The sequence below is a fragment of the Shewanella sp. DNRA4 genome, assembly GCF_012843185.1.
Lineage (GTDB): Bacteria > Pseudomonadota > Gammaproteobacteria > Enterobacterales > Shewanellaceae > Shewanella > Shewanella xiamenensis.
This window is the reverse complement of record NZ_JABAIP010000002.1, coordinates 163,977-181,620: the sequence shown is the minus strand read 5'-3', so window position 1 is coordinate 181,620 and position 17,644 is coordinate 163,977. Positions and strand designations below refer to the sequence as shown.

Annotated in this window: 16 protein-coding genes; 13 read left to right on the top strand and 3 right to left on the bottom strand. The window is 48.3% G+C overall.

From position 1 onward, the window contains the following. Positions 1 to 275 precede the first annotated feature (275 nt). The 8 genes from gltB to HG547_RS02710 all read left to right on the top strand — a co-directional run bounded on the left by gltB (position 276) and on the right by HG547_RS02710 (position 10,218). The gene (gltB, locus tag HG547_RS02745) at positions 276 to 4,739 is read left to right on the top strand and encodes a glutamate synthase large subunit (RefSeq protein ID WP_169546952.1); all 4,464 of its coding nucleotides are present in this window, start codon (positions 276 to 278) and stop codon (positions 4,737 to 4,739) included. After that, a complete protein-coding gene (locus HG547_RS02740) occupies positions 4,732 to 6,138 on the top strand; it encodes an FAD-dependent oxidoreductase (protein ID WP_144375341.1) in 1,407 nt (468 codons plus the stop codon). Before gltB ends, HG547_RS02740 begins: the two co-directional genes overlap by 8 nt. 247 nt (positions 6,139 to 6,385) lie before the next feature. Beyond that, a complete protein-coding gene (locus HG547_RS02735) occupies positions 6,386 to 7,096 on the top strand; it encodes a 5'-methylthioadenosine/adenosylhomocysteine nucleosidase (RefSeq protein WP_144375339.1) in 711 nt (236 codons plus the stop codon). A gap of 31 nt (positions 7,097 to 7,127) precedes the next feature. After that, positions 7,128 to 8,117 (top strand): cobalamin biosynthesis protein, encoded by a 990-nt coding sequence (locus HG547_RS02730; protein ID WP_169546951.1) that lies wholly within the window; start codon positions 7,128 to 7,130, stop codon positions 8,115 to 8,117. Between the two features lie 55 nt (positions 8,118 to 8,172). Then, positions 8,173 to 8,550, top strand: a complete 378-nt coding sequence (locus HG547_RS02725) for a DUF2721 domain-containing protein (protein WP_011623626.1) — start codon at positions 8,173 to 8,175, stop codon at positions 8,548 to 8,550. Further along, positions 8,547 to 9,173, top strand: a complete 627-nt coding sequence (locus HG547_RS02720; RefSeq protein ID WP_169546950.1) for a trimeric intracellular cation channel family protein — start codon at positions 8,547 to 8,549, stop codon at positions 9,171 to 9,173. The genes HG547_RS02725 and HG547_RS02720 overlap by 4 nt, the downstream gene beginning before the upstream one ends. A 1-nt stretch (position 9,174) precedes the next feature. Beyond that, entirely contained in the window at positions 9,175 to 9,666 is a 492-nt protein-coding gene (locus HG547_RS02715) for a nuclear transport factor 2 family protein (protein WP_037415527.1), read from the top strand. A gap of 123 nt (positions 9,667 to 9,789) precedes the next feature. Then, positions 9,790 to 10,218, top strand: coding sequence for a hypothetical protein (locus HG547_RS02710; protein WP_169546949.1), 429 nt, complete (start codon positions 9,790 to 9,792; stop codon positions 10,216 to 10,218). A 144-nt stretch (positions 10,219 to 10,362) separates the two neighbouring features. Here the strand turns inward: HG547_RS02710 and tyrS are convergent, their stop codons facing one another. Further along, entirely contained in the window at positions 10,363 to 11,559 is a 1,197-nt protein-coding gene (tyrS, locus tag HG547_RS02705; protein ID WP_169546948.1) for a tyrosine--tRNA ligase, read from the bottom strand. A 126-nt stretch (positions 11,560 to 11,685) separates the two neighbouring features. Between tyrS and HG547_RS02700 the strand changes: the two genes are divergently transcribed. From HG547_RS02700 to HG547_RS02680, 5 genes are all read left to right on the top strand, one after another. Continuing rightward, on the top strand, positions 11,686 to 13,083 hold the full coding sequence (locus HG547_RS02700; protein ID WP_169546947.1) for a peptidoglycan DD-metalloendopeptidase family protein: 1,398 nt from the start codon (positions 11,686 to 11,688) through the stop codon (positions 13,081 to 13,083). Positions 13,084 to 13,103: 20 nt separating this feature from the next. Further along, on the top strand, positions 13,104 to 14,213 hold the full coding sequence (locus tag HG547_RS02695; RefSeq protein WP_169546946.1) for an anhydro-N-acetylmuramic acid kinase: 1,110 nt from the start codon (positions 13,104 to 13,106) through the stop codon (positions 14,211 to 14,213). Positions 14,214 to 14,616: 403 nt separating this feature from the next. Then, positions 14,617 to 15,312 carry an aquaporin Z gene (aqpZ, locus tag HG547_RS02690; RefSeq protein WP_144375333.1) on the top strand — a complete coding sequence of 232 codons (696 nt, stop codon included), beginning with the start codon at positions 14,617 to 14,619 and terminating at the stop codon, positions 15,310 to 15,312. A gap of 156 nt (positions 15,313 to 15,468) precedes the next feature. Then, the gene (locus tag HG547_RS02685) at positions 15,469 to 15,849 is read left to right on the top strand and encodes a DUF2750 domain-containing protein (RefSeq protein WP_037415505.1); all 381 of its coding nucleotides are present in this window, start codon (positions 15,469 to 15,471) and stop codon (positions 15,847 to 15,849) included. 19 nt (positions 15,850 to 15,868) lie between these two features. After that, entirely contained in the window at positions 15,869 to 16,324 is a 456-nt protein-coding gene (locus HG547_RS02680; RefSeq protein ID WP_037415501.1) for a hypothetical protein, read from the top strand. 104 nt (positions 16,325 to 16,428) lie between these two features. Here the strand turns inward: HG547_RS02680 and erpA are convergent, their stop codons facing one another. Both erpA and HG547_RS02670 read right to left on the bottom strand, forming a co-directional pair. Then, the gene (erpA, locus tag HG547_RS02675) at positions 16,429 to 16,779 is read right to left on the bottom strand and encodes an iron-sulfur cluster insertion protein ErpA (RefSeq protein WP_011071517.1); all 351 of its coding nucleotides are present in this window, start codon (positions 16,777 to 16,779) and stop codon (positions 16,429 to 16,431) included. After that, positions 16,772 to 17,578 (bottom strand): DUF6776 family protein, encoded by an 807-nt coding sequence (locus HG547_RS02670; protein WP_169546944.1) that lies wholly within the window; start codon positions 17,576 to 17,578, stop codon positions 16,772 to 16,774. The genes erpA and HG547_RS02670 overlap by 8 nt, the downstream gene beginning before the upstream one ends. Between the last annotated feature and the right edge of the window lie 66 nt (positions 17,579 to 17,644).

Sequence of the window (17,644 nt, the reverse complement as noted above, 5' to 3'; positions counted from 1 at the left end):
CCGCGCCAATGTTACATTTTAGTAACCCTATCGTTTTTCATTTTTTAAAATTCTTTTTATTCATAATGTTATACAACACTTTAATCAGTTAACGTTAACGTCAAGCAATTGTGTTTTGTGTATGAAACATGAATTAATACCCATATTTTATGCAAATTTTTGGTTTGACCTTTAGTTAATCTCAGGATAATTTGGGTGGTTCGGGTGCATATCTATAGAAAGTCTTTACATTTCTCCCGAGTAGTAATTTCGTTGAGGTCAAGGGAGGTTTTTGTATGAGCTTATATCATCCCAGTTTTGAGCGGGACAATTGTGGTTTTGGCTTGATTGCACAAATGGATGGCGAAGCCAGTCATCGTATCGTGCGCACAGCCATCCATGGCCTTGATCGCATGAAACACCGTGGCGGTATCGCCTCTGATGGTCGAACTGGGGACGGCTGTGGTTTATTGATGCAGCTACCATTGCAATTCTTTGAGGCCGTAGCCGCAGAAAATGACTGGCACTTGAGCCGCAAATTCGCTGTAGGCATGTTGTTTTTAAGCCAAGATGAGGAATTAGCCGACCAAGCTAAATTCATCCTCGAACGCGAACTGGAGCGTGAAACATTAAGTATCGCTGGTTGGCGTAAAGTCCCTATCAATCCTGAGGTATTGGGTGAGATTGGTAAATCGAGCCTGCCGCAAATCTATCAAGTGCTGATTAACGCCCCGATTGGCTGGCGTGAGAAAGATCTTGAGCGCCGTCTCTACATGGCTCGCCGCCGTTTAGAGCAGCAAATTACTGACGATAAAGACTTTTATGTCGCAAGCCTTTCTGGCCAAGTCATCGTCTACAAAGGCTTGATGATGCCAGCCGACCTGCCCGCATTCTATCCCGACCTTGCCGACATCCGTTTGAAGAGCTCTATTTGTTTATTCCATCAACGCTTTTCAACCAATACGTCACCTAAATGGCCACTCGCTCAGCCCTTTAGGTATCTTGCCCATAACGGCGAGATCAATACGATTACCGGTAACCGCCAATGGGCCCGTGCCCGTGCCTATAAATTTAATTCGCCGCTGCTGCCTGACTTACAGCAGGCGGCGCCGTTTGTGAATGAAACGGGTTCTGACTCCTCCTCCCTCGACAATATGCTCGAGATGCTGCTCTCTGGCGGGATGGACTTATACCGCGCCATGCGTTTGCTGATCCCGCCAGCATGGCAAAGTAATCCTGAGATGGATGACGAGCTAAAAGCCTTCTATGACTTTAACTCCATGCATATGGAGCCATGGGATGGTCCTGCGGGTATCGTAATGACCAACGGCCGCCACGCCGCTTGCGCGGTCGATCGTAACGGTCTGCGCCCATCTCGTTATGTGATCACCAAAGATCGTATCTTAACCCTTGCCTCAGAAGTCGGCATTTGGGACTACGCCGCCGATGAAGTGATTGAAAAAGGCCGTGTCGGCCCTGGCGAGCTGTTAGTGTTAGATACATTAAATGGCCGGTTATATCAGTCATTCGAAATCGATAACGATCTTAAGCGTCGCCACCCCTACAAAGAATGGATGGCGAAAAACAGTCGTACTTTAATTCCTGCCGAGCAGCTAACGACAGAGCAACATGGCGCCAGTGAATTAAGTCCTGAGCAACTACTGCAATACCAAAAGCAGTTTGGTTACACCCGCGAAGAGCTTGAACAAGTGATTTGGGTACTGGCAAAACAAGGCGAAGAAGCGACAGGCTCCATGGGCGATGATACGCCAATGGCCGTATTGTCGAAAAAGTCACGCTCGCTCTATGACTATTTCAGGCAAAAATTCGCTCAAGTCACTAACCCGCCTATCGATCCATTGCGTGAAAAGCACGTGATGTCTCTGGCGACCTGTATTGGCCGCGAACAAAACCTCTTCAACGAAACGACTGGCCATGCCTATCGAGTGATGTTCAACTCACCGATATTATTATTCAGTGATTTCAATCAACTACTCGGATTAGATAGCACTTACTATCGCGCCAATATCGTCGATTTAAACTACGATCCGAAGGAAGGCTTAGAACAGGCGATTCGCCGCATCACCTCGGAAGCCGAGCGTTTAGCCCGCAGTGGCACTACGCTGCTGATTTTATCCGACCGTGCGATTGATAAATCGGCGCAGGTGATTCCAGCAGCCATGGCGGTGGGCGCGGTGCAACAAATGCTGGTGAGTAAGAGCCTGCGCTGCGATACCAACATCATTGTTGAGACCGCCTCGGCGCGAGATCCGCACCACTTTGCAGTGCTACTCGGCTTTGGCGCCACGGCGATTTATCCCTATTTAGTGTATGAATCAATCTCAGATCTGGCTAAACGTCATGGACTGACCGATACCACAGCCTTGATGCTCAACTTCCGTTACGGCATCGAGAAGGGTCTACGTAAGATCATGTCGAAGATGGGGATCAGCACCGTCGGCTCCTACCGTTGTAGCCAGCAGTTTGAAGCCATTGGTATCGCCAGTGATGTGATTGAACTGTGCTTTAAAGGTGTGGTGAGCCGTATAGAAGGCGCAAGCTTTGAGGATATCGCCAACGATCAAGCACTACTGCACAAGGCCGCTTACCGCGCCCATGTGCCGCTGCCACAAGGCGGTTTACTCAAATACGTGGATGGCGGTGAGTACCACTGCTTCAACCCTGATGTGGTCAACACATTGCAGGCATCCTTAATCGACAAAAATTTTGCGACCTATAAGAAGTTTGCCGAATTAGTCGATAACCGTCCAGTTGCCACCCTAAGGGATTTGATTGGCATTAAGGCTGACCAAGCTGCAATTGAACTGGATAAGGTCGAAGCTGCTAGCCACTTGTTCCCACGTTTTGACAGTGCGGCCATGAGTATCGGTGCCTTAAGCCCCGAGGCTCATGAAGCATTAGCCATTGCAATGAACCGTTTAGGTGGCCGCTCTAACTCGGGTGAAGGTGGTGAGGATGCTCGCCGCTTTAACACCGAGCGTAACTCGGCAATAAAACAAATTGCCTCGGCACGTTTTGGCGTAACCGCCCATTACCTAGTCAATGCCGATGTGTTGCAGATTAAAGTGGCCCAGGGTGCAAAACCCGGTGAAGGCGGCCAATTGCCAGGCCATAAGGTGAGTGTGGAAATTGCAGGGCTGCGCCACGCGCGTCCCGGTGTAACACTAATTTCACCACCACCACACCATGATATTTACTCTATCGAAGACTTAGCCCAGCTGATTTTCGATTTAAAACAAATCAATACCAAAGCACTGATCTCCGTGAAGTTAGTGTCTGAGCCCGGTGTCGGCACTATCGCCACTGGAGTGGCAAAAGCCTATGCCGATATGATCACTATTTCTGGCTACGATGGTGGCACGGGCGCGAGCCCTATCACCTCGGTGAAATACGCCGGCAGCCCATGGGAACTCGGCCTTGCCGAAGTGCATCAATCTCTGGTGGAAAATGGCCTGCGCCATAAGATCCGCTTGCAAGTCGATGGCGGCCTAAAAACCGGAACCGACGTCATCAAGGCAGCCTTACTCGGCGCCGAGAGCTTTGGCTTCGGGACTGTGCCTATGATTGCCCTAGGTTGTAAGTACCTGCGTATTTGCCACCTGAACAACTGCGCTACTGGTGTCGCAACTCAGGACAAGAAACTGCGCGATAACCACTACCACGGCTTACCAGAGCGAGTGATAACTTACTTTGAGTTTGTCGCCGAGGAAGTGCGCGAATGGATGGCAACCCTAGGGGTCAGCAAGTTCGAAGACTTAGTGGGCCGCAGTGAGTGGCTACATACCTTAGAAGGCCAGACCGATAAACAACGCGGACTCGATTTAGCGCCGATCCTGTATCAGCCGAAGGTCAGAGCCAGCACCTCGCGCACCTGGAAGGAAACCAATCCACCAGCAGATTTAGGCTTACTCAACCAACATTTGCTCAACGAGTGCCAGAGTGCGGTCGATAAGGGCGAGAGTTTCGATGCCGCTTACAGTATCAACAACACTGACCGCTCAGTGGGCGCACGCCTATCGGGCTATATCGCGACCACCCTTGGTGTTAAAGGCACTAAGGCACCGATAAAACTCAGCTTTAACGGCAGTGCCGGCCAAAGCTTTGGGGTATGGAATAGCCCAGGCCTTGAACTCAAGCTCTGCGGTGATGCCAACGACTACGTCGGTAAAGGCATGTCGGGCGGCAAGATTGTGATTTATCCACCGCTGGGTAGCCCATTCCAGAGCGAGCGCAGCGCGATTGTCGGTAACACTTGTCTGTATGGTGCGACTGGCGGACGCTTCTTCGCCGCGGGTCAAGCGGGTGAACGCTTTGCGGTACGTAACTCGGGCGCCATTGCCGTAGTTGAAGGCTTAGGCGATAACGGCTGCGAATACATGACCAGCGGTATTGTAGTTGTGCTCGGCAAAACCGGGGTCAACTTCGGCGCAGGGATGACGGGCGGCTTTGCCTATGTTTTCGACCAATTTGGCCGCTTTAATCGCCGCGTCAATAGCGAACTGGTAGACACCCAAAAGCTCGAATCGGCTATTCATCAGCAACATTTAAAAGGCTTGATTGAGGAGCATGTGGCCGAGACTGGCAGTGAGCACGCGAAGATGATCTTAAGCGACTTTGCCAACTGGTTAGATTGCTTTGTATTAGTGAAACCGAAAAATATCGCCGTTGCAGATCTGCTCAAATTAGAGCAATCGAGCCCGGAACTGGCAGTAAAAGCGGGGGTAATAGCAGATGAGTAACGATTTTCAATTTATTGAAGTGGGTCGTAAAGATCCAACTAAACACCCTGCGGCAAAGCGTTCGACTCAGTTTATTGAGATTTATCAGCCCTTTGCACAAGCACAGGTGAGTGAACAAGCGGACCGTTGTCTCGATTGCGGTAACCCTTATTGTGAGTGGAAATGCCCGCTGCACAACTATATTCCCAACTGGCTGAAACTGGCGCAACAGGGCCGGATCATGGAGGCGGCGGACTTAGTCCATGAGACCAATACCCTGCCCGAGATCTGCGGCCGCGTCTGTCCACAGGACAGACTCTGTGAAGGGGCTTGTACCCTAAACGCCGACTTTGGCGCCGTGACTATTGGTAATGTGGAGAAATACATTACCGATACCGCCATCGCCCAAGGCTGGCGTCCGGATATGAGCAAGGTCACGCCCCGTAAAGAAAAAGTGGCGATTGTGGGCGCAGGTCCAGCTGGCTTAGGCTGCGCCGATATTCTTGCCCGTAATGGGGTTAAGGCTGTGGTGTTTGATAAATATCCCCAGATTGGTGGCCTGCTGACCTACGGTATTCCCGCTTTTAAACTGGATAAAGCCGTGATGGCAACTCGCCGCACTGTGTTAGAAGGCATGGGCATCGAGTTCAAACTGGGCGTAACTGTGGGCAAAGATGTCGCCTTTAACCAACTGCTTGAGGAATACGATGCGGTATTCCTAGGCATGGGAACCTACACCGCCATGAAAGCGGGCCTTGAAGGCGAAGATGCGCAAGGCGTGTACCAAGCCCTGCCCTACTTGATTGGCAATACCCAACACCTGATGGGCAGCACAAGCCCTGATACGCCTTACCTTAACCTTGCCGGTAAGCGCGTGGTGGTCTTAGGTGGTGGAGATACCGCCATGGACTGTGTTCGCACCGCCGTGCGCCAAGGGGCTAGCAGCGTGATTTGTGCCTATCGCCGTGACGAAGCCAACATGCCGGGTTCTCGCCGCGAAGTGCAAAACGCCCGTGAAGAGGGAGTGAACTTCCTGTTTAACCGTCAACCCGTGGCGATTAAAACCCAGGATGGCAAAGTGGTGGGTGTCGAATGCGTTGAAACTCAAATGGGTAAAGCCGATGCGAGTGGCCGTCAACGTGCCGAAGCGATTGAAGGCAGTGAACAGCTACTCGACGCCGATGCGGTAATTATCGCCTTCGGTTTCCAACCTAGCCCAGCGCCTTGGTTTGCCGATTACGGCATTGAACTCGACCAATGGGGCCGAGTAAAAGCCAGTAAACAGGCCGACAACCCATTCCAAACCACCAATCCAAAGGTATTTGCTGGCGGCGATATGGTCCGTGGCTCGGATCTAGTTGTGACCGCAATTGCCGAAGGACGTGATGCCGCGCAAGGCATTCTTAACTACTTAGATTAATGGTTTTTTATTGTACCGCTGTAGCTGTGAGTCTAGGACTCGTACCCACGAGTCCACCATTTGCTTGTGAATTTTGGCGCACCTTAGGGTGCGCATTTTTTTACCCATTCGCCGTTTAACATTATCCCTATCAAGCAATCGCAATCCCACAATAACGCCAAAGCATAACTGTGGTATATTAGCCGCCATTCTGTTATCCCACTCTTTTAGTGGCATCACACATTCAGTTGAATCAAAAGGGTCTCCCATGAAAATTGGTATTATTGGCGCAATGGAGCCAGAAGTTGCCCATCTTATTGCGGCTATGACAAACGCCTCTTCGCAAACGATTGCAGGTGTTGAATTTATCGCTGGCACCTTAGCGGGCAAAGACGTTGTAGTCACCCGCTCTGGTATTGGTAAAGTTGCCGCCAGTATCGCCACCACACTGCTGATTGAAAAATACGCCCCCGATGCGGTGATCAACACAGGTTCTGCGGGTGGTTTTGTCGATTCACTGTCGATTGGCGATATCGTGATTTCATCCGAAGTGCGCCACCACGACGTGGATGTCACCGCATTTGGTTACGAAATTGGCCAAATGGCGCAGCAACCTGCGGCATTTATTCCGGCGCCATACTTAGTAGAAGCGGCTAATAAGGCCATCGCACAATTAGGCGAAGTGAAAGCGATTGAAGGCTTAATCTGTACTGGCGATAGCTTTATTTGCGACCCAGTACGTACCAAGACCATGTTGGAGCATTTCCCAACCATGGCGGCCTGTGAGATGGAAGGCGCGGCAATTGCTCAAGTGTGCCACCAGTTTGGCGTGCCATTTGTGGTGATTCGCTCGCTCTCTGACAACGCCAACAACGACTCCCCCGTCGACTTTGACTCTTACATTGTGAAGGCAGGCTACCATTCAGCATTGATGGTGATGTTACTGCTTGAGCAATTAGATCCAAACTCAGTAAAGTAATTGGCTAAAGCATGATTGCGGAAAGTACCTGATGCACAGTTCTTTTTATCAACAACTTGTCGAAATTGATGGCGCTTTGTTTGAGGGCTTCTTGGTACTTTTCTTTGCTTTACTACTGGCACGTTTAGCGCCATTGCCAAGGGAAATGCAGCCGCTGATTTGGTTTAGTCACTTAGCTAAACAACTCGCCGCTAAAGTAAACCGCTCTGAGCGCTCACCAAGCCAGCAAGCAACGGCTGGCTTTTTGGCCATGCTGCTCTTAGTGTTTCCTTTTTGGGCGATTATTACCTTTTTGCTCGAGCTCGCGGCCTTCCCTTGGTTTTTTGAGTTTTTAGTTCTGTATCTGTGTTTGAGTGATGCAGGCTTTAGCCAAGTCGCCGACGAAATCGCTAAGGCATTAAAACGCGAGGATAATGCCAGCGCAAAAAAGCTATTACAGCCGTGGGTTGTCCGTGATACGGATAACCTATCGGAAGTGGGCTTAACCAAAGCGACGATTGAAAAATTGGCTACAGCGCCAATTTACGGCACGGCTTCGACTATCTTCTTCTTTGCGATCGCGGGCGCGCCTATGGTGCTGGCGGTCAGAATGATTAAACAACTCGAGCTCAGCTGGCCACCTATACAACCTAAATATCAGCATTTTTGCAGCACTGTGAATATTATCTCAACTGTATTACTAACTATTCCTGCCTGGTTATGGAGCCTGTCGATTGCGATTCAAGGCGGCCCCAAGGCCTTAGCATTGCTGTTTCGCACCTCTAAAAATCATCCAGCCCTGCGGGGTTATGTGATGAGCGTGTCCTTAGTGGCGAATATTTTACGCATTGAATTGGGTGGACCGCAGAAGTTTTCGGGGCAACGCATTGATGTGGCTAAGATAGTCTATGGCCCGCAGCCGCACCAAGAGATGATAGCCCCCGCGGTAAAACTCGCCTCACGGGCCTGCGCTATCTGGTTTAGCTTTATCACCTTTCTTCCCATCATTTGGGCGGGTTTACGCTGGCTACAAACCCTGTGATATGATGCCTTTAATCTTAACATTAGGTTAAAGGCTGACTATCTTGTTCGAAAACATGCATGTTTCATTAACAACTCCCGCCTTGCTATTTCCGGCAATCTCACTGCTATTACTCGCCTATACCAACCGCTTCTTTGCGCTGGCCGCGCTGATCCGTCAGCTCAGTAACGGCGACAAACCCGTGCATAAGGATCAGATTAAAAACTTAAGCCAGCGGATCCGGATTATTCGCCGCATGCAGGAGGCGGGCGTATCCAGCTTTGCCCTGTGTGTGCTCTGTATGATTTTCATCTATATCGGTTTTAATAAGACGGGCTCGGTGATCTTCGGTGCCAGTTTGTTACTCTTACTTTATTCACTGATTTTATCTGTCATTGAAATTCGTATTTCTGTGGATGCGCTGAATATCCATATCAAAGAGATGAGTAAATGAACTATTGGATTTACTTCTTCGATTTATGTGGCACAGCAGTATTTGCCCTTTCCGGCGCCTTAGCAGCAGGACGTCATCGCATGGACCCCTTTGGGGTGATAGTGCTCGCATCGGTCACTGCTGTAGGTGGTGGCAGTATCCGTGATGCGCTGATTGGTGCCACACCCGTGTTTTGGATACGCGACCCGAACTACATCATAGTCATACTCGCCACTGTCCTAGCTTGTTTGCTGTTAGTACGCCGACCACGCAAGATGCCGGAGTATACGCTCCCCGTAGCTGATGCCTTAGGTTTAGCCCTGTTCACTGTGATTGGTGCAGAAAAAGCCCTCAATATGGGGCTAAGTGGCATGATTGCCGTCGTGATGGGCTTGATCACGGGCGTAGGAGGAGGCATTATTCGAGACTTACTGTGCCGACAAATCCCTATGGTGTTGCGCACTGAAATCTATGCCACGGCCTCAATTATCGGCGGTATTGGTTATACCGTAAGCTTAGCCTTGGGTATGGGCGAAAAAACGGCACTGGTTTTAGCCATGACCAGTGCATTAATGATCCGCCTATGCGCCATCAAATGGCATTTGTCGTTACCCGCCTTTGATCTCAAAACCAAGAGGGAATAGTTTGCGAATATTGTGTCTTTTAGTCTGCCTTATGTTTATTCCGGCGCTGTTTCCTGTGTCTGTACATGCAAACTCAGGGGAAATGCCTGCGGAACAACAGTTAGCCATCAAATATATGAACGCGCTCACTGAACACGACTATAAAACACTCGGCAAATTCTATAACCGCGATAGTATTTTCTTCGATAAAACTGCCAATCGTAAATACACGGGTGGTCGTTTTATTATCGACTTTTTCGAGCGCGCCCATGAGGGAGTGCTCGAATATGATTTTAATATCGAGCATATGTATAACGCGGGCTCATTAGTGGTGATGATTGGTAACTATCACTTTAAGGGGCCTGGGGAGCAATTTGGTAAGCCCGGCAAAATCATTGATGTCGCTATCCCTGGCGTGACTAGCCTTAAACTTGATATGCGCAACCATAGAGTCGCAGAGCATGTGGATCTGATTGACTATCAGACCATGTCAGACCAATTAGCGATGCAATAATCACAAAATTTCGCTTTGATTGAAACTTGAGCCCTAAAAATGAGTCGAAATCTACAATGAGTCATGCGACCGAACCATGGCGCTGAATGCCTAATTCGTTCGTTTAGTTTCAATGAGGTTTGTATGAAGTTTTTTGGACTGATTGCCCTGCTCGCCCTAAATGCTTTGATACTTGTGCCCAACGCACAGGCGCAGCAGCCGATTATTGTTTCCTATGCGGTGCAACCTGTAAGCCATTTCAATCAACAACTGCGTATTGCCCAAGCACAACATCAAGCTTGGAGTGAAGATCCCCAAAGCATAAGTAACCAATACGCGGGGCAAAAGTTCACCCTAGTTCGGACCCAGCCGACAAAGTATGGAATATTGACCTATCAAGTGAGTGAAATATCTAAACAACATCCACAAATGCTGTTGATTTTATCACTCAAAAAAGATGCCCAACGCTGGCAGGTCGATTCAGCTCAACTAGCTTGGAAGTGTCGTGATGGCCAGCATTTTGGCACCGACAGATGTAATATTGGTGAACATGAGGCCAGTACGGCACCTTAAGCCTGCATCTCACATGTAGCCAGCACCAGATAAAATGCAGATATAAAAAGAGCGCCCTTAGGCGCTCTTTTTACTGCTTGGTAAGTACTTATTAACCGTTTAAGCACTCACTGGCTGTAGTCACATGGTGACATCCGATTCAGCTTAAACCAGAGTCACTTTCGCGAACTTACGCTTACCGACTTGGAATACGGCAACCGTGCCAGCGCTTAAGGTCATACGGCTATCGTCAACCTTCTCACCATCCATCTTCACCGCGCCTTGCTTGATCATACGCATCGCATCGGAAGTCGAACCGACTAAGTCGGCATCTTTAAGTAAGTTAGCAATCGCTAAGCCTTCACCCGCCGCTAGTTCAACCTCTGGGATATCATCAGGGATAGCACCCTTTTGGAAACGGTCGATAAAGGCTTGATGGGCACTTTCAGCGGCGGCTTCGTCGTGGAAGCGCGCAATGATTTCCTTCGCGAGTGCAATCTTGGTATCACGAGGGTTAGCACCGTTGGCGATATCTTGTTTGAACTGTTCAATCTCGGCCAAAGGACGGAATGACAGCAACTCAAAGTAGCGCCACATTAATTCGTCAGAAATCGACATGATCTTGCCGAACATTTCATTGGCGGGCTCACTCACACCAATGTAGTTGTGCGCCGATTTAGACATTTTCTTCACACCATCTAAACCTTCAAGCAGTGGCATCATAATCACAGCTTGTGGTTTTTGGCCTTCGGCTTTCTGTAACTCACGACCCATTAATAGGTTGAACTTCTGGTCAGTCCCCCCTAATTCAACGTCGGCCTTGAGAGCTACAGAGTCATATCCTTGCAGTAGCGGATACATAAATTCGTGGATAGCGATTGATTGACCCGATGCATAACGCTTCTTAAAGTCATCACGTTCCATCATACGAGCAACAGTTTGCTGCGAGGCTAAACGAATCATCCCAGCCGCACCTAATAGCTCTAACCAGCTCGAGTTGAACTCGATACGCGTTTTTGCAGGATCAAGGATTTTATAGACCTGCTCTTTATAGGTCTCGGCATTGGCTAACACTTGCTCACGGGTAAGCGGTGGACGGGTACTATTTTTACCACTTGGATCACCCACCATACCGGTAAAGTCACCAATTAAGAAAATGACCTCATGACCTAACTCTTGGAATAATCTTAACTTATTTAAAATTACTGTGTGTCCAAGATGGATATCCGGTGCGGTAGGATCTGCGCCTAACTTGATACGAAGTGGACGTCCTTCTTTGAGTTTTTCCAGCAGATCCGATTCGAGTAGGATCTCGTCGGTACCACGTCTAATTTCTGCTAATACTTGGTCTAAATCAGCCATCTCGGCGGGGACTCCTAAGGCCATAGTCATAAAATGAGGAGACTTATGTTACTTGTTAGCCACCACAATTGAAAGTGTGTACACTAACGGGATTATTCAAGCCTTAGGTTATCGGTATCGGCGTCAATGGGAAAGGTTATAACGTTATTTAAATTGTTGCCTAAAAAGCATCAAATTCTCCTCAGCATTCTTTCTGTTATCACAATGATAACCTTGCTCTTTCCATCTGAAGAAGCCCAAGCTTCAAGACAAACTCAAGGTATTGCAGATCATCAAGTCAACACCCGTTACGATGTGCCCTTAGCCTTTCGCTCACCAGAGCGTCCAGAAGGCATTGAAGGACAAACACAGGATGAGGCAAATCAAGCCACAGCCTTGTCTTCAGTAGACGCGTTAGCTGCGGGTAATCATTCAGCCCCCGAAACCCTAGAGAGCGCCCACCATAGGGATGTTGAGCATTTTAATGTTAAGAATGGCGATACCTTAGCCGCAGTATTTGAGCGTGCGGGACTCACCAGCAAAGATGTATATGAAATCACTAAGTTACCGCTCGCCAAGCAGAATCTATTAAAGATCATTCCTGGCGAAGAAATTGTGATCTCTAAGGACGTCAATGGTGATTTAACCGAAGTCCGCTACCGTGTCGATGCGGTCTCGACCTTAGTCATCACTAAGGATCAGGAAAAGTATTCCGAGAAAATCTCCGAAAAGGACATTGAAATCCGCACCCAATTCACCAGTGCGAAAATCAAGAGTAACTTCTGGAATGCCGCTGTGGATGCGGGTTTAAACGCGAACCAAATTATGCAGCTCTCGACCGTGTTTGGCTGGGATATCGACTTTGCCTTGGATTTACGTGAGGGCGACAGCTTCGCGATTATCTATGAGCAGGAATATGCCGAAGGCGAGTATTTACGTAATGGCAATATCCTCGCCGCCGAGTTTATCAACCAGGATGAACGCTACACCGCGGTTCGTTATACCGACGGCAACTACTACTCCGAAAACGGCACTAGCATGCGCAAGGCCTTCCTGCGCTCACCGGTCGACTTTAAATATGTCAGCTCTAACTTCAACCCCAAACGTCTACACCCTGTGACGGGGCAAGTTAAGGCTCACCGCGGCGTTGACTATGTTGCCGCCATTGGCACCCCCATTAAGGCGGCGGGTAATGGCCGAGTTATCGAATCCGGCTACAATCAATTTAATGGTAACTATGTGTTCATTAAGCACAACGATACCTACACGACTAAGTATTTGCATTTGACCAAACGCAACGTCAGTAAAGGGGCCAGCGTTAAGCAGGGGCAAATTATCGGCACCTTAGGTAAGACAGGACGCGTCACTGGCGCTCACCTACACTATGAATTTATCGTTAATGGCGTACACCGTAATCCAAGAACGGTTGATTTACCTAAGGCCGAATCGATTGCCCGTAAAGAAAAGCCACAATTCGATGCGCTCAGCAAACAGTTGATGGCCAGCATTTCACAGAACAAGCAAACCCAATTGGCGATGCAATAACGACGGACGGATCCCCTCACATGAACAAGGCTTATTATATTGGACTGATGTCTGGCACCAGCATGGACGGCGTCGATGCGGTGTTAGTCGACTTTGCGGGCGAGCAGCCACAGCTGATTGCAACGCATACCGAGGCGATCCCCAGCCATTTGCTTAAGGGATTGCAACGCTTGTGCCTGCCCGGCAATGATGAAATCAACCGCCTTGGCCGTCTCGATCGTAGTGTCGGTAAATTATTTGCTCTTGCAGTCAACAACTTGCTCGCCAAAGCCCAGATAGCCAAAGAAGAGATCATTGCCATTGGTAGCCATGGCCAGACCGTGCGCCACATGCCAAACCTTGAGGTGGGTTTTACCCTGCAAATTGGCGACCCCAATACCATAGCAACTGAAACAGGCATCGATGTGATTGCCGATTTTCGTCGTAAAGACATTGCCTTAGGTGGCCAAGGCGCGCCGCTAGTGCCCGCCTTCCACCAGCAAACCTTTGCCCAAGTGGGTAAAAAGCGCGTGATCCTCAATATCGGCGGCATTGCCAATATCACCTATCTGACTGGGAATCGTGAAGAGGTCTTAGGATTCGATACTGGGCCTGGCAATACGCTGATTGATGCTTGGATCCAGCAAGTGAAAAATGAGCCCTATGACAAAGGCGGTGAATGGGCCGCTTCGGGCAAAACCGATCAACAGCTATTGGCGCAATTGCTGTCACACCCCTATTTTTCCCTCGCCTATCCCAAGAGCACGGGGCGCGAGTTATTTAATCAGGCTTGGTTAGAACAACAATTATCTCCATTTAATCAATTAGATGAAGAAGACACCCAATCAACGTTACTCGATTTAACCTGCCACAGCATCGCCCGCGACATTCTTGGACTCGCCCAAGCTGGGGAATTATTTGTCTGCGGTGGCGGCGCCTTTAATACCGAGTTGATGCAGCGTTTAGCGGCGCTACTACCGGATTATCACATCGATACCACCTCAGCACTCGGGGTCGACCCTAAATGGGCTGAAGGCATTGCCTTTGCATGGCTCGCTATGCGCCATCATTTAGGTTTGCCCGCCAATCTGCCCGCGGTGACAGGCGCCTCCCGCGAAGCCGTTTTGGGTGGACGTTTTAGCGCTAAGTAACATTAATGGACACAAATGCTCTCGAGTATTTGTGTCCTGATGATTATCTTCTATCGACTAAATCACTTTTAATAAAGCCAATTCAAAAACACTGCCAACAACCAATATCCCCTCACATTAAAGTTATCTTTGTCTTTGATATTAATCTAAATACTTAAAACCCATCTATGCTTGATCACAGCTGTGTCATACAAACTTGCTAAAGTGGTTGTTAACTAAGCCGTAAACATGCAAAGCCAGGTTGTGATGATCTACAGAGATCCGAACAATCTGCAGACATAACACTTCAATTAAGGGAATGGTTATTTATCTAGCTACACTTAACCAGCAAGATAAACAATGGTTTATGCAATGGCGTCAAAAAGCCATACCGACATAAATCGACTGAATAGGAAATCAATCAATGAATATGTCACAAAAAATGGCGGCAGAATTTTTGGGTACACTCTGGCTGGTACTTGGTGGCTGTGGCAGCGCAGTACTGGCAGCAGCTTTTCCTGAGGTGGGGATAGGCTTACTCGGAGTGTCACTCGCCTTTGGCTTAACCGTTCTCACTATGGCCTTCGCGATTGGTCATATCTCAGGTTGCCACCTCAACCCGGCGGTATCATTTGGACTCTGGGCTGGCGGACGTTTTCCAGCATCGGAACTGTTGCCTTATATCATTGCCCAAGTAGCGGGCGGTATTGTCGGTGCAGGCGTATTGTATTTAATCGCCTCAGGGCAAGAAGGTTTTAGTCTCGCGGCAGGTTTTGCTTCTAATGGCTTTGGTGAACATTCTCCAGGCGGCTATAGCATGATGTCGGTAATGATCAGCGAAATTGTAATGACCTTATTTTTTCTACTCGTCATTTTAGGCTCAACCGATGAACGAGCGCCTAAAGGCTTTGCCCCGATCGCTATTGGTTTATGCTTAACCCTAATCCACCTCATCAGTATTCCTGTATCTAACACCTCAGTAAATCCTGCCCGCAGCACAGGCCCAGCGCTATTTGTTGGTGATTGGGCCGTATCACAATTATGGCTATTTTGGGCAGCTCCGATCATTGGTGCCATTTTAGCGGGCGTTATCTACCGTTATTTCAACGCTGCCAAGTAATCCCTCTATGCCAACAGCGCTTTGGCTGCGCTGTTGTGCTTTTTCAAACTCCGCTCTAATGTTACCATCTTGGCAACTGGTGAGTTTTGCTGTGCCCACGTTTTTACTTTTGTGGCACGACAGGCTTCGCCCTATTCACGCATAAGAGATATTTTCATGAGCAAGACTGTTAAAACCTTTGCAGAAGCCGCTGGCATGACTCCAGAAGCGCGTTACGACTACCTTGTTGAACAAATCAAGCAACATAAAGTGTTATGGACGCTTCAAGATCAAGATGGTTGCGTAATGCTAACCACTGAAGATGAAGACTGTATCCCAATGTGGCCAACCGAAGAAGCGGCTGAGTCTTGGGCAGTCGATGATTGGAGCGACTGCCAAACCTTAGCGATTCCCTATGATGAATGGCATGAACGATGGGTACCCGGCATGGAAGATGACGATCTGTTCGTTGCCGTATTCCCTGTACAGGACGACTTAGGTGTGGTGATCCCACCCTATGAATTAGATCAACGTTTAGTCACTAAACAAAGCCACTAATCCACAAGGGCAAACCACAATGTCGCTGAGCGAGCAAGAATCCTCTTTGGCAACGCAGGCTACGCCACCCTTGGCAAAAGCTCGTTTACCTAAACGCTTAATTGCTTTGCTGCTACTTTACGTCGCAGCATCGGTAAGCGGTTTAATCGCCAAACAAGGGGTACTTTTCTGCCTGTTAACCCTATTGATGGTGCTCGGGATTATAGGTCGCCAAAAGGCTGGGCTAATTATGCTAAGAGGTTATACCTTAGTGCAGTTAGCATTAGTGAGTATGCTACCAGTACTGTTATACGATCCTGACAACCTCGTCGCAGGACCAACCACAGTGCACCTTGGCCAGTGGCAGGGAAAACTACCTGACTATGTGATTTTTACTGTGTTGATTGTCTTATCTTTATTGCAGGTTTGGATCGCATTCGATAAGGACGTTAAAGCTTGGTTTAAGCCCAAGTTAAACCTCAATATTATGAACTAACGGCCTATACCAACGCAGCTCAATAGATCATTACCAATAAAAAAGCCGTCTTCTCGACGGCTTTTTTATTTTCTATATCAACTAACTACATTTGTAACACAAACTTATACAGAGAAACTTGCACCACAGCCACAGGTGGTTGTGGCATTAGGGTTCTTCACAAAGAAACGCGAACCTTCGAGACCTGAAGTGTAATCCACTTCACCGCCAACGAGGTATTGTAAGCTCATGGGATCGACGACCAATTGGACGCCTTGTTTCTCAACAGTGAAGTCGCCTTCATTGACCTTTTCATCAAAGGTAAAGCCGTACTGAAATCCAGAACAACCACCGCCAGTAACATACACGCGTAGCTTAAGTGCAGGATTTTGCTCTTCTTCCAACAAGCCTTTTACCTTAGCGGCTGCCGCATCGGTAAATTTAATTGGCATTGTTGCGTCAGCTTGATCAGTCATTACTACCTCTTACATCAGTTTTCTGGGGCAAATTATCCGTTACCTGACTATTTTGTTCAAGTATTACCCGCGGTTCTTTTTCACCCTGTAATAATTCAGGGACACTATAGACATGTTCTGTCTGCGAATTTTTAGTCCAGCGGCTCGAAGGCACCACCACTTTCACTTTGACTTGCACCACATTAAAGCCAGCTGGCACAGTAACTTTGGTATCTATGACCTGAAAATAGCGAAAATCAAATTCAAGCTTAGAACCCGTGAGTTTGTTCACACTTAACTCAACAGATTTACCATCTTGCACACCAATAAGCGTGATTTCGGTGCGGCCTTGAATCGCCTGCTTACGTTTTTGCAGCTGAGTCAAAATCAGTTTGAAATTATATTCATCAACCAAGGCCCCAGGCGTCATTTCTAGGCCATGGATAGCCACACCTTCAGCGTTGTCATCTGGTGACATAATGCTGCGATAAAAGGCTAATTCGTGCTCTAGCTCTTTTTGTTTTTTCATCTGCTGTGCAAACATATCTTGCATTTGCGCATTGGCTTCGCGTTCGACAGATAGCTCTAAATTGCGGGTAGCGAGTTCCTGGGTTTGCAACTCAAGTTCAGCGGTAACACGTTGTAATTTACCCCCACCAATGTGCTTCACGACAGTTTCATCACTGTTTAATACAATAAAGCTCACCCAAGCGCCCAATAAAAATGCTACAAAAACTAATAACAATAAATACTTGGTCGATGGACGATACTTTAAATCCATGACTTGCAGCCGGTCTAGCCAACGATGATAATTTGGCATTAGGTAACAGCCCCTTATATAAAATACAATCAACTCAAGAACGAGTTCGATACAATACAACTCAGG

Bases quoted from the DNA above. Each gene is read 5' to 3' on its own strand.
- HG547_RS02700 (WP_169546947.1), top strand. From the start codon at position 11,686: ATGGGAAAGGTTATAACGTTATTTAAATTGTTGCCTAAAAAGCATCAA.
- HG547_RS02670 (WP_169546944.1), bottom strand. From the start codon at position 17,578: ATGCCAAATTATCATCGTTGGCTAGACCGGCTGCAAGTCATGGATTTA.
- tyrS (WP_169546948.1), bottom strand. From the start codon at position 11,559: ATGGCTGATTTAGACCAAGTATTAGCAGAAATTAGACGTGGTACCGAC.
- HG547_RS02725 (WP_011623626.1), top strand. From the start codon at position 8,173: ATGCATGTTTCATTAACAACTCCCGCCTTGCTATTTCCGGCAATCTCA.
- HG547_RS02695 (WP_169546946.1), top strand. From the start codon at position 13,104: ATGAACAAGGCTTATTATATTGGACTGATGTCTGGCACCAGCATGGAC.
- HG547_RS02685 (WP_037415505.1), top strand. From the start codon at position 15,469: ATGAGCAAGACTGTTAAAACCTTTGCAGAAGCCGCTGGCATGACTCCA.
- HG547_RS02735 (WP_144375339.1), top strand. From the start codon at position 6,386: ATGAAAATTGGTATTATTGGCGCAATGGAGCCAGAAGTTGCCCATCTT.
- HG547_RS02680 (WP_037415501.1), top strand. From the start codon at position 15,869: ATGTCGCTGAGCGAGCAAGAATCCTCTTTGGCAACGCAGGCTACGCCA.
- gltB (WP_169546952.1), top strand. From the start codon at position 276: ATGAGCTTATATCATCCCAGTTTTGAGCGGGACAATTGTGGTTTTGGC.
- HG547_RS02730 (WP_169546951.1), top strand. From the start codon at position 7,128: ATGCACAGTTCTTTTTATCAACAACTTGTCGAAATTGATGGCGCTTTG.
- erpA (WP_011071517.1), bottom strand. From the start codon at position 16,779: ATGACTGATCAAGCTGACGCAACAATGCCAATTAAATTTACCGATGCG.
- HG547_RS02720 (WP_169546950.1), top strand. From the start codon at position 8,547: ATGAACTATTGGATTTACTTCTTCGATTTATGTGGCACAGCAGTATTT.
- HG547_RS02710 (WP_169546949.1), top strand. From the start codon at position 9,790: ATGAAGTTTTTTGGACTGATTGCCCTGCTCGCCCTAAATGCTTTGATA.
- aqpZ (WP_144375333.1), top strand. From the start codon at position 14,617: ATGAATATGTCACAAAAAATGGCGGCAGAATTTTTGGGTACACTCTGG.
- HG547_RS02740 (WP_144375341.1), top strand. From the start codon at position 4,732: ATGAGTAACGATTTTCAATTTATTGAAGTGGGTCGTAAAGATCCAACT.